Origin of the sequence: Aerococcus tenax (assembly GCF_003286645.3) — a bacterium.
Lineage (GTDB): Bacteria > Bacillota > Bacilli > Lactobacillales > Aerococcaceae > Aerococcus > Aerococcus tenax.
Map to the genome: position 1 here is coordinate 585,682 of NZ_CP127382.2, position 12,570 is coordinate 598,251.

The 12,570-nt window shown below is 42.9% G+C and carries 11 protein-coding genes; all 11 read left to right on the plus strand.

Translation table 11 applies throughout. From position 1 onward, the window contains the following. Positions 1 to 79: 79 nt before the first annotated feature. The 11 genes from DBT50_RS02620 (at position 80) to DBT50_RS02670 (ending at position 12,503) form a co-directional block, all read left to right on the plus strand. Positions 80 to 496 (plus strand): hotdog family protein, encoded by a 417-nt coding sequence (locus DBT50_RS02620; RefSeq protein WP_111851755.1) that lies wholly within the window; start codon positions 80 to 82, stop codon positions 494 to 496. Positions 497 to 516: 20 nt separating this feature from the next. Continuing rightward, positions 517 to 3,183 (plus strand): DNA polymerase I, encoded by a 2,667-nt coding sequence (gene polA, locus DBT50_RS02625; RefSeq protein ID WP_111851754.1) that lies wholly within the window; start codon positions 517 to 519, stop codon positions 3,181 to 3,183. Between the two features lie 474 nt (positions 3,184 to 3,657). Then, positions 3,658 to 4,470 (plus strand): DNA-formamidopyrimidine glycosylase, encoded by an 813-nt coding sequence (mutM, locus tag DBT50_RS02630; protein WP_111851752.1) that lies wholly within the window; start codon positions 3,658 to 3,660, stop codon positions 4,468 to 4,470. Between the two features lie 13 nt (positions 4,471 to 4,483). Next, on the plus strand, positions 4,484 to 5,092 hold the full coding sequence (coaE, locus tag DBT50_RS02635; protein ID WP_013669342.1) for a dephospho-CoA kinase: 609 nt from the start codon (positions 4,484 to 4,486) through the stop codon (positions 5,090 to 5,092). Positions 5,093 to 5,192: 100 nt separating this feature from the next. Continuing rightward, complete coding sequence (gene nrdR, locus DBT50_RS02640) at positions 5,193 to 5,714, plus strand: transcriptional regulator NrdR (protein ID WP_041706156.1); 522 nt, start codon at positions 5,193 to 5,195, stop codon at positions 5,712 to 5,714. Then, complete coding sequence (locus DBT50_RS02645; protein WP_111851751.1) at positions 5,711 to 7,114, plus strand: DnaD domain protein; 1,404 nt, start codon at positions 5,711 to 5,713, stop codon at positions 7,112 to 7,114. Before nrdR ends, DBT50_RS02645 begins: the two co-directional genes overlap by 4 nt. Next, positions 7,111 to 8,040, plus strand: coding sequence for a primosomal protein DnaI (dnaI, locus tag DBT50_RS02650; RefSeq protein ID WP_111851750.1), 930 nt, complete (start codon positions 7,111 to 7,113; stop codon positions 8,038 to 8,040). Before DBT50_RS02645 ends, dnaI begins: the two co-directional genes overlap by 4 nt. A 301-nt stretch (positions 8,041 to 8,341) precedes the next feature. After that, complete coding sequence (gene thrS, locus DBT50_RS02655) at positions 8,342 to 10,297, plus strand: threonine--tRNA ligase (RefSeq protein ID WP_111851749.1); 1,956 nt, start codon at positions 8,342 to 8,344, stop codon at positions 10,295 to 10,297. A gap of 122 nt (positions 10,298 to 10,419) precedes the next feature. Next, positions 10,420 to 10,800 (plus strand): GtrA family protein, encoded by a 381-nt coding sequence (locus DBT50_RS02660; protein ID WP_013669564.1) that lies wholly within the window; start codon positions 10,420 to 10,422, stop codon positions 10,798 to 10,800. A gap of 1 nt (position 10,801) precedes the next feature. Further along, the gene (locus tag DBT50_RS02665) at positions 10,802 to 11,266 is read left to right on the plus strand and encodes an O-acetyl-ADP-ribose deacetylase (protein WP_111851748.1); all 465 of its coding nucleotides are present in this window, start codon (positions 10,802 to 10,804) and stop codon (positions 11,264 to 11,266) included. A gap of 28 nt (positions 11,267 to 11,294) precedes the next feature. Beyond that, on the plus strand, positions 11,295 to 12,503 hold the full coding sequence (locus DBT50_RS02670; RefSeq protein ID WP_111851747.1) for a M20 family metallopeptidase: 1,209 nt from the start codon (positions 11,295 to 11,297) through the stop codon (positions 12,501 to 12,503). The last annotated feature ends 67 nt before the right edge of the window (positions 12,504 to 12,570 follow it).

Below are 12,570 nucleotides of genomic sequence, written 5' to 3' on the forward strand. Positions count from 1 at the left end.
CTAGGCTTTTTGTCAACTGGGCTTGCTTTTGCTAAAATAAAAGAAATACTTAAAATATAAGGGAGAAGAGTGGTGGCTAATGGAAGAAAATCAAAATCAGAAAAGAAGATTTCAAGTGGGCGATACTTTTTCCACAACGGAATCTTTTCGTGAACGCGATATCATGCTCTACATGGGAGTAACGGATGATCATAATCCCCTTTATTTACCTGGTAAGGAGGGTGCCCAAATTCCGCCTATTGCTCTAATTGGAGCCGTAACTCGGACAGTTTCAGGTCAATTCCCTGGCCCCCATTCAGATTTGGTGGAATTGAATTTTACGATTAATAATCCCATCTATCATCATGTGACCCTGACCTTTCATTTTGAAATTTTAAGAGTTGATGAATTAAAGGGCTATCTCACTATTCATGTCATTACTAATAATGAAACCACGGGAGAAAAAAATGTTATGGATGCCATGCTAACCGTTCTTCCCCAATATATGGACCATTAAGATTGTAAAGGAGAATCAACTTGTCCAAGCAAGAAAAATTATTGCTATTCGATGGCTCATCATTAGCCTTTCGGGCTTTCTTTGCCATGCATGATTTAAATCGTTTTAAAAATAATAAAGGCCTACATACCAATGCCCTATATGCTTTTCACTTGATGTTGACCCACGTCTTAGAAAAAGAAAAGCCTAGCCATGCCCTGGTGGCTTGGGATGCTGGTAAGACCACCTTTCGGACGGCATATTATCCTGAATACAAGGGGGGCAGGGATAAAACGCCGCAAGAATTTGTAGAACAGATGCCTTATTTTAATAAATTGCTGGATGCATTTGGTATTGCCCACTATGAATTAGCAAATTATGAAGCGGATGATATCATTGGTACCCTGTCCCAAAGAGGCGCAGAGGCTGGTATGGATGTAGTGATTATCTCCGGCGATAAGGACTTGATTCAACTGGCTAGGGACCAGGTTAGGGTAGATATTAACCGTAAGGGAGTGACTAATATTGATTCCTATACTCCTCAATCCATCCAAGCAGACCAAGGAATCAGCCCTGAACAACACATTGATGTTAAGGGGTTGATGGGCGATAATTCCGATAATTATCCTGGTGTGACTGGAATTGGGGAGAAGACCGCCTTGAAACTAATCCAGGAATTTGGTTCCATGGAAGAGGTCTATGCTAATATCGATCAAGTCTCCGGGAAAAAACGTAAGGAAAACTTAGTCAAGGATAAGGATCAAGCCTTTTTATCCAAAAAATTAGCCCGAATTATTCTTGATGCTCCAGTTGAAAAATCCCTGGCAGACTTAAAATGCCAAGGCATTCAGGCTCAAGATTTGGTTAACTTTTATCGTGAGATGAACTTCAAGCAATTTATGGAAAAATTCTTAGCTAACTCTGGGGCTGACGCTGACTTTGAATTAGAGGATTCCAGCTGGAAAGTCCCTGATTATCAAGTCCTTGACCAACTTGAAGCTAAGCATTTCACCCAAGACCAAACAGCCCTCTACCTAGAAATGTTCGAAAATAATTACCATGAAGGGGAGTTAATCTACGTTGTTTGGGGGAATAAGGATCATATCTACTTGGCCTCACCAGACCTGGTGAGGGAAAGCCAAGCATTTAAAAATTGGATAGAAGATCCCCATGCTAAAAAGGTCCTCTATGATGCTAAGCGAAGCCAAGTGATCTTAAAAGGCTTGGGGATGGACTTAGCGGGGGTTAGTGATGATGTCCTTATCGCTTCCTATCTCATCCATGCCCGTGATTTAAGTGGCGATGTGGCTAATGTGGCCCGAGAATTCAATTTGGATTATCTAGCCTATGATAGTGAAGTCTATGGGAAAGGCAAGAAAGTGGCGGTTCCTGAAGATAAAACCCGCCTTTATGACCACCTGGTAGCTAAGGTATCTGTTATTAATGACCTACTACCTATTATTAAAGATCGCCTAGAAGCGGATGAGATGGTCGAACTTTACCGAAAAATTGAACTCCCTCTAGCCCAAGTTCTAGCTAAAATGGAAATTATGGGGATTTCCGTTGACCGCAGCAGGCTGGTAGGTTTATCCCAGTCTTATGAAGAGCAACTTGACCAGCTGCAAGAAGAAATCTACCGAGAAGCCGGGGTTGAATTTAATATTAATTCCACCCAACAGCTGAGCAAGATTCTCTTTGAAGATATGGGACTAAAGGGTGGCAAGAAAACCAAGTCTGGTAACTATTCAACGGCCCAATCTGAATTGGAAAAATTACAAGGGGTGCCCATCATTGATTTGATCCTAGCCTATCGCCAATTAGCTAAGCTTCAATCCACTTATGTTCAAGGGATCCTCGATTATATCCATCAAGATGGCAAGGTACACAGTCGTTTCATTCAAACCCTAACCACTACCGGGCGCTTAAGTTCAGCTGATCCGAACTTACAAAATATTCCTATCCGTACCGAAGAAGGGCGTAAAATTCGCCAAGCCTTTGTGCCTTCTCATCCGGACTGGGTCATTTTCTCATCGGACTATTCGCAAATTGAATTACGTGTCCTTGCCCATGTTTCTGGTGACCCTCATCTTCAAGAAGCCTTTAAAGAAAATAAGGATATCCACACCGCTACAGCGGCCAAAGTCTTCCATAAAGATGAAAAGAACATTAGTAAGGATGAAAGACGTCAAGCCAAGGCAGTCAATTTTGGAATTGTTTACGGGATTAGTGACTATGGTCTCAGTCAAAACCTTTCGATTTCTCGTCAAGAGGCCAAGGCCTTTATTGATAAATATTTTGAAATTTATCCTAAAGTGGCTGAATATATGGATAAAAGTGTGGAAATCGCCCGTGAGGCCGGTTACGCTAAAACCCTCTTTAACCGCCGTCGCTACCTTCCTGACTTAAAGGCTAAAAATTATAATGTTAGGTCCTTTGCCGAAAGAACCGCAATGAATTCGCCAATTCAAGGGACGGCAGCCGATATTATTAAGGTAGCCATGGTTGAGATGGATCAAGCCTTAAAGGAACATCAACTTCAGGCAAATCTCCTCCTCCAAGTCCACGATGAGTTAATTTTTGAAGTAGCCAAAGAGGACTTAGAAGACTTAGCTGCCTTAGTTAAAGACGTCATGGAAAATGCAGTTTCCTTAGACGTCCCATTAATTGTTGATAGTAACTATGGGTCCACTTGGTATGATGCCAAGTAAGAAAATCTAAGAAAGGTTTTAATAGAGAAGATAGGCTGGGACAGGAGTTCAAAGCCCTTCAAATAAAGGGAGTAAAACCTGATTTAAAAATTAGCTTTGCTGGCATTTTCATAAACGAAGGGAGACTATTGAATACGGTTCTCTCTTCGTTTTTTGTTTTAGCTGTCCGAATCTGAGGATATAGTATGCCTAGCGTTTTCGTCCTTTGGCGCACCCGTCGCACTCTTTCAAACGTGCTCCGGGTGCAGATCGATCTCCACTTCACTAAAGTGCGAGAAATTCTTTTCAAGAATTTTTGCTCTTTAGCTCCAGTTGCTATAGCTGTAGGAAGCGAAGCAACGTACAGATATAGTATGCGTAGCTCTATCGATCTTTGGCGCACCCGTCACACTCTTTACTTTATTTATAGTTAGTGTTTGATTAGAATAGGTTAGACTGCTAACAGTGTTTTAGCGGGATGAAGGAGGGTAGTTAATGCCAGAGTTACCTGAAGTAGAAAATGTGAGACGGGGGCTTAATAGAGTCCTTCCTCAAGCCCAAATACAGGATGTGGAAGTAAAATGGCCAAAGATTATTAATTGTCCAGCCCAAGTCTTTCGCCAAGCCATGCAAGGGGAGACCTTTGAACGAGTCGACCGTTATGGAAAATACCTGTTTTTTTATTGGAGCGATTACGCCTGGATTAGCCATCTTCGGATGGAAGGCAAGTATTTTGTCTGCGATAGGCAGACGCCGGTTTTAAAGCATAGTCACCTCATCATTCACTTGCGTGATGGCAGGGACCTACGCTATCATGATGTGCGTAAATTTGGTCGGATATCCTTATTTTCTCGTCAAGATATGCCCCAAGCTATTAAAAATTTAAAACTCGGTCCAGAACCCTGGGATATCAGCTTGGATCAATTCCAAAAAATATTAGCGGCATCCAAGCGACCCATTAAATCATTAATACTGGACCAGCAAAAAATTGCCGGAATTGGTAATATTTATGCTGATGAATCTCTATTTCAAGCGGGAATTTATCCAGGTCGGCCAGCCAATTCGTTGACTGACCAAGAGACCTTGCTCCTATTAGAAGCCATGCGAGATATACTGAGTCGAGCGGTAGACTTAGGCGGCTCTAGTGTGCGGACCTATCAGAACACCTTAGGGGAGGACGGTCAATATCAAAATTATCTCAAGGTTTACCAGCGCCAGGGCCAAGCCTGTTTAAATTGTGGAAATACTATTGAGAAAATTAAGTTAGGACAGCGAGGGACGCATTTTTGTCCCAATTGTCAGAAATAAAGGGAGTGTATGAATGACTTTTCGCTTAGGATTAACAGGGTCAATTGCTACAGGAAAATCTACTGTTTCTAATTATTTTAAAAAAGTTGGTTTTCCGGTAGTGGATGCAGACCTGGGGGCTCGAGCTGTTGTTGAGCCAGGAACACAGGGTTTACAAGCTATAAAAGAGCATTTTGGAGAGGATTTTCTCTTTCCCAATGGCACCCTTAACCGGAAGAAATTAGGGGATGTGGTCTTTACAGATAAGGATCAACTCAAAGCTCTTAATCAACTGCTCTTGCCTTATATCTATGACTGGGTCAACGACCAAGCCCAGTCTTACCAAGACCAGGGCCACCAATTGATTGTTTTGGATATTCCTTTACTCTATGAGACCAAGTACCAGGACGCTTGTGATGCGGTGATGTTGGTCTATGTTCCAGAAAGCATTCAATTGCAACGACTGATGGACCGGGATAATTTAAGTGAAGACGAGGCCTTTGACCGCATGCTGTCTCAATATAATATTGAACAGAAACTTCGCTGGGCAGATATTGTGATTGATAACCAGGGCAGCATCCAGCAAACGGAAAAGCAAGTCGAGGCCTGGTTAAGCATCCAAGGCTTTCAAGCCATAAAATAAGCTGACCAAGCTGGATTTTGCCCCTTATCCTTCCGCCTTTAAACTGTGCTATAATTAATAAAAGAAATATTTTAGAAAATGTCCAAGGAAGGTGAATATTGTGCGCTGCCCCAGATGTCAAGATAATAATACGAAGGTAATCGATAGTCGGCCTGTGGAGGAAAATACATCGATAAGAAGGCGACGCCTATGTACGCAATGTGATTTTCGCTTCACGACCTTTGAACGGGTAGAAAAGATGCCTTTACTGGTTATCAAGCGGGACGGTACCCGGGAAGAATTTTCCAAAGAAAAATTATTACGGGGCTTAGTGAGATCCTGTGAAAAGCGGCCAATCGCCCTAGAGACTTTAGAAGAAGTGGTTAAGAATATCGAATCGGACATTCGGCAAAAAGGACAAAACGAGGTGCCTTCAACCCTAATAGGGGAAATGGTCATGGATATTTTGCCCAAGATCGATGAAGTTGCCTATATTCGCTATGCCAGTGTCTACCGTCACTTCGAAGATCCTACCGTCTTTTTGCAAGAAATTGAGCAGTTGAAGCAAATGCAAAAAAATAACGCGGAGGGGCAAACGAATTTAGACTTAGAAGCCAATAACGCGGAGGAAGATCAGTCTTGAATCCATGGGAAAAGTTAAATCCACGTGAACCTCTCAAAATTATCCTCACACAAATTGTTTCCAATGCCGATCTGGAAGTTTTAACCTATCTCTACCAACCAATTATTGGGGCTGAAGCCTTTGCTCTCTATATGACTCTTTATGCCTATATTGACCGTTCGACTTATCAATCAGAAGTAATTAATCATGGGGAAATTATGGACCAATTGGTTTTTTCTAAAGAACGCTATGTCAGAAGTAGGCGCCGATTAGAAGCTATTGGCCTCTTACGTAGCTACACTCAGCAAAGTGGTCAAGCCACAGTGCAGGCCCTCTATCAGTTGTTAGCACCGGTTTCTTCTGAGCAGTTTTTTAAGGATAGCTTAATGACTAGCTTACTTTTAGACCATGTGGGGGAAGTGCGTTTTAATCGCTTATTAGACCGCTTTAGCTTTGAAAAGATTGCTGATAGCCAGGAAAATGATTGGCAGGAGGTCACTGCTACTTTTCAGGATGTTTTTCATCTGTCCCAAAGCAGTCGCCAATTGACTGAAAGCGAAAAGCAAAGCTTGTTAAAGAAGCCTAGTAAATCCCTTATAAAAACTAGCCTGGTCAGTGATTTTGATATGGCTTATTTTACTGAGTTGGTACAAAGGTCTTTCCTCAGTGAGCGGGCGGTCAGTCAAGAAGTTAAGGAGATGACCCAAAGCCTCCATGCTCTTTATGGTTTGGATGAAGTTGCCCTGTCCCAGTTTGCCATTAAGGCAAGTAATGTAAGAACCAACCAAGTGGACATTAATTACTACCAAGGCCTTGTGATCAAGGCCATGGCGGACCAACCGGTAAATAAACGACCTGACTATCAAATGGACCAAGCCAAGCAGCAGACCGAGAGTCAGGGGCAGGATTTACCCAAAGAAAATCAGGATGAAGCTAGTCTAGCCTTGATCAAGGCGGCTAAGGCTTATCCGCCTCTAACCTTTGCTAAGACTATCAAAGAACAAAAAAACGGCTATCTAACTACCAACGAGATAAAAACCTTAGAGATGGTCATGAATAAGGGCCTTATCGATGGACCGACCTTGAATATTATGATTCACTATTATTTGATCAGCCAGGAAAGTTCAAGTATCGTCAGGTCGACCTTTGAGCGGACAGTGGATGATTGGAGTCAAAAAAATATTCAAAGTCCGGAACAGGCGCTGACCTATCTCAACAAACGGACTAAACGGATTCAAAAACAAAGACAAAGCAAAAATAAGCGGCAAAATACCAAACGCAAGACCTATCAAGAATTACAGCCCGCTTGGTTTAATCAAAAACAAGAGACGGCAGATAAGGAGGAAAAAATGGACCATGAAAGTGTCCAAGCCTTAGCCGATCGGATTCGGGCACTGAATAGTGAGGAGGGAGACGAATGAGAAATATTGGAGAAGATATCAGCCATGAGCTCAATAAAGGCAACTTTCGCCAACGCTTAGACCAAACCAAGGCTCAAGTCTTGAGTGATCCGGATGTTAGACAATTTATTGATAAGCATAAAGAAGACTTGGACCAAGAAACGATTGACCGTTCGATATCGAAACTCTATGAATTTGTTCAAGAAAAAGAACGGATAAGGGCGGGGAAAAGACCCAAATTTCCTAATTTCTATCCTAAGCTCATTATGAATTTTAATTATATTGATATTGAATACCAGGCGACTGATGAATTCCTCGCCGCCCAAAAAGACCGGGAGAAGAAGCAACGGGTCACTTTACTGGAAATGCCTAAGGATTTAAAGCAAGCCTCCTTCCAAAACTTTGACCTGACCGATCCCAAACGGCAATCTGCCTTGGAGAAGGCCATTGATTTTGTCGAAGCCATGCAGTCTAAGACCAAGCAATTTCACCAAGGCCTTTACTTACATGGTCCCTTTGGCGTGGGGAAGTCCTTTTTAGCGGCAGCTGTGGCTAATCACTTGGCTGAACATGGGTTCACGACTACCTTGTTCCACTATCCTACTTTTATTAGTGAGATCAAGAGTGCCATCAAAGATAATCGTGTGAACCAACGACTCAAGAGCCTCCAAGACGCCCAAGTATTAATGATTGATGATATTGGTGCTGAAAGTAATTCGGCCTGGGTCCGTGATGAAGTCCTAGGGGTTCTCTTGCAGAACCGTATGAGTCAAGGCCAGGCTACCTTTTTCACTTCTAATTTTTCCATGAAGGAATTAGAAAATCATTTGGCCCATACTAACCAAGGAGATTCGGAAACCGTCAAGGCGCAGCGGATTATGGAAAGGGTTCGTTATTTGAGCGAGGAAGTAACCATGTCCGGGCGCAACCGTCGCTATTCGGAATAGAGTCCGGTCTCTTTCCTAAATAAAAGCTTGAATTGTTTCATAAAAAGTGCTTTAATTAAAGCAAGTCAGTGATAGAAGACTGAATATAATCAACTTGTATAAGAGACAGGCTAGATGGTGCAAATGCCTGACAGGTTTTATAGGATACCACTTCTTAGACTTTCATTATGACGTTAGCGCAACGTTACCAGCGTACTAGAGACACAATAGTGTAAACTAGGGTGGAACCACGATATTAATTTGTAATCGTCCCTTCTGAGCATGCTCAGAAGGGATTTTTTTATAGGAGGAATTTGATAAAATGATAGAGTTAACTTTTCCTGATCAAAGTGTAAAGGAATTTGAAGCTGGTGTGAGTGGCCGTGATGTGGCTAAATCCATTAGTAATTCTTTAGCCAAACGGGTGGTTGCTTACACTTTAAATGATGAATTAAAGGGCTTAGATGAAGCCATTGAAAGTGACGGGAGTATTCGTTTAATCGATCCTAAGAATAAAGAAACTGAACAAGAAGCCTTAGATATTCTCCGCCATTCCAGCGCCCATTTATTGGCTCAAGCTTTGCGCCGTCTCTATCCTGATATTAAATTTGGGGTAGGACCAGCCATCGAAAATGGTTTCTACTATGACACCGATAATGGTCAAGGCCAACAAGTGAGTGAGGAAGACTTACCACGGGTTGAAGCTGAAATGAAAAAGATTGTTAAAGAAGACTACCCAGTGGTGGGTAAGGAAGTTAGCCGTGAAGAAGCCAAGGAAATTTTTAAAAATGACCCTTATAAGTTAGAAATTATTGCCGATTTACCTGAAGATGCCACCCTTACCACCTATAGCCAAGGAGAATTTACTGACCTCTGCCGGGGCGGTCATGTTCCTTCAACAGGCTATATTAAACACTTTAAATTACTTTCCTTAGCAGGAGCTTACTGGCGAGGAAACTCTGACAATGCCATGATGCAAAGGGTTTATGGGACCAGTTACTTCAATGAAAAAGACCTTAAAGAGGATCTTAAACGTCGCGAAGAAGCTAAAGAACGTGACCACCGTAAAATTGGTAAAGAATTAGACCTCTTTATGATTGATCCTAAGACCGGACAAGGCCTGCCATTCTGGTTACCAAACGGAGCAACCATTCGCCGTCAAGTTGAACGCTATATTGTCGACAAGGAAGTTCAAGCCGGTTACCAACACGTCTATACCCCAATCATGGCTGATGTAGACTTATACAAGACGTCTGGTCACTGGGACCATTATAGTGACGACATGTTTCCAACCATGGATTTTGAAGATGGTGAAAGTTTTGTCTTACGTCCAATGAACTGCCCTCACCACATCCGGGTTTACCAAAATAAGGTGCATTCTTACCGGGAATTACCTATCCGTATTGCTGAACTAGGGATGATGCACCGTTATGAAAAATCAGGTGCTCTATCCGGTTTACAACGGGTAAGAGAAATGACCCTGAATGACTCCCATATCTTTGTGCGTTTAGACCAAATTAAGGACGAATTCAAGAGCATTTTACGCTTCATGCAAGATGCCTACCATGACTTCAATATTACTGACTACCGCTATCGTTTAAGCTACCGTGACCCTAAAGATACCAAGAAATACTTCGATGATGATGAAATGTGGGAAAAAGCCCAATCCATGTTAAAGGAAGCTATGGATGAATTAGGCTTGGACTACTTTGAAGCCGAAGGGGAAGCGGCCTTCTACGGGCCTAAGTTGGATGTCCAAGTGAAAACCGCTCTTGGCAATGAGGAAACCCTTTCAACCATCCAATTAGACTTCCTCCTACCGGAAAAATTCGATGTGACTTATGTTGGTGAAGATGGTCAAAACACCCACCGTCCTGTGATGATCCACCGGGGAATTGTTTCCACTATGGAACGTTTTGTAGCTTACTTAATTGAAGAATATAAGGGTGCCTTCCCAACTTGGTTAGCTCCACAACAAGCCATCTTAATCCCAGTGAATGAAAACCAACATGCGGATTATGTCTACCAAGTGGCTAACCGTATGCGTAGTGAAGGGCTCCGGATTGAGGTTGATGACCGGAATGAAAAAATGGGTTACAAGATTCGTGAAGCCCAAACCCGCAAAGTGCCTTATCAATTAGTCTTTGGTGACAATGAAATTGAAAATGGCACGGTAACTGTTCGTCGTTATGGCTCTAAGAAAACAGAAACTGTGGACTTAGATGAATTCATCAACATGATCCATGCAGAAATTGATAGTTATGGTGTAAAAGACTAGTTAACTTGACAACGTGCTTAGGCTTTTAAGCTAATGATCTAGTGACCAATTAGCTTAAAGCTGGCACGTTTTTTATCAGTTAAAAGCAAGCGACCTCTAAAAAGAAAAGTGGGTGGGAAAAGATGATCAGGCAAATTATGCGCTTTATCCTGGTAGGTGGGCTAAGCACGCTTCTTGATTTTATCGTCTTTAGCTTATTAATCAGCTGTCAAGTCCATTACTTAGGAGCTAATTTATGCGCCTTTATGCTTTCTCTAGTCTTTAACTATTGGGCCAGTATGCACTTTGTCTTTCAGTCTAGCTTTTCTAAGGAGGAGCGTTGGCGGGAATTTCTCCTGTTTTTAGTCTTAGCTCTTTCAGGCTTGCTGATTCAAGAACTGATCTTATACCTACTGATAGAGCAACTAAGCCTGGACGCCCATCTGGCTAAATTAGCTGGAATTCTTGTGGTCATGGTTTATAATTTTCTTAGCCGAAAAGCATTATTAGAAAGCGAGCAGTGATATGACATTTCAAATCATTCATGGGGATATTACCCAAGTGGAAGTAGAAGCCATTGTCAATGCAGCCAACTCCTCCCTGCTAGGGGGTGGAGGTGTCGATGGGGCCATTCACCAGGCGGCTGGCCCTGAACTTTTGGCTGAATGCAAGCAATTAGGGGGCTGTCCAACTGGTCAGGCCAAATTAACCCGCGGCTATCAATTACCTGCTGATTATGTTATTCACACGGTAGGGCCAGTTTGGCAGGGTGGCGACCAGGAAGAAGAAGCCCTATTAACTTCTTGCTACCTAGAGTCTCTCCAGCTAGCTGCTAGTATCCCGGTAAAGTCGCTGGCCTTTCCTTTAATATCCGCTGGGGTATATGGCTATCCCAAGGACCAAGCCTTGTCAGTGGCAAAAAGTACCATTCAAAGTTTTTTAGCCACTTCTCCCAAAGACCTCGACGTCTTTCTGGTCCTCTATCCCTAATAACTCACAGAGAGAAGGTAAAGCATTAATGAAAGATGAGCAAAAAATTACCGCCCTTCATGAACAGGTGCGACAAAAAGTTAAAGCAAATTTTCCGCAAATTCTTGATATCAGTCAGTTCATTTTCCAACATCCAGAATTAGGCGACCAGGAATATGTTTCTTCGGACTATCTCGCCAAGCTCCTCCAAGAAGCTGGTTTTCAGGTAGACCGAGCCTATCAGGGGATTGAAACCGCCTTCCGAGCAGAATTCCGCTTGGGAGATGGGCCTAAGATTGCCTTTTTAGCGGAATATGATGCCTTGCCGGGTTTCGGACCCGATAAAAAACCAGGTCACGCTTGTGGCCACAATTGGATCTCAGCTTCGACTGTAGGGGCAGGAATTGTCTTAAGTCAAATGAAGGAGTTCTTCCAAGGAACGGTGGTCGTGATTGGTACGCCAGCGGAAGAAAATTTTGGCCGCAAGGTCGATTTAGCTCGGAGCGGAGCTTTTGATGATATTGATACCTGTATGCAGATGCACCTCTATGAAAGTACCAACCTCAAGGCCAGTGCCCTAGCCATGAATGCCGTCAACTTTCACTTTATCGGTCGGGCCGCCCATGCCGCCATGAGTCCCGAATTGGGAATCAACGCCTTGGATGCTGTCAACTTGACCTTTACCGGGGTCTCTTACCTCAGGCAACAACTGCCCAGTGATGTTCGCATCCATGGCATTATTAAAGAAGGGGGCCAGGCCGCCAATGTTATTCCTGAATCGGCGACGGCTTTTTTCTATGTGCGGGCACCTAAATTAGCCACTTATCGTCATGCCATGGATCGGGTCATTAATTGTGCCCGCGGCGCTGCCTTGATGACAGGCTGTCAATTGGAAATCAGCTATCCAGAAAATGAATTCTATGACCTCTTAGTTAATCCAGTCTTGGCCGACCGCATGGAAGATCACATGCGCCTGAGTGATTTTGACGATATTAGCGAGGAAGAGGAAAAACCTGGGTCTACTGATATTGGCAATGTGAGCTATGCTTGCCCAACTTTTTATGGCAATGTGGGCGTTGGTCAGGGTAAGGTTTTCGTTCATGAAGAAGGCTTTCTCCAAGTGGCTGATAGTCCGGAAGCCCACCAGCAACTTAAGCGAGCCGTGGAAGCCTTTGTCGCTTTAGCTATTGAACTTGATCAAGATCCTGACTTGCTCTTAAAAGTGAAAGAAGCCTTTAAAGCACAAATTACAGAATAATCTCTTGACAAGGTGAAAGCTTTATAGTAATCTATAAAAGTTGAGAAAAGAAGCAGAAACACCCGTT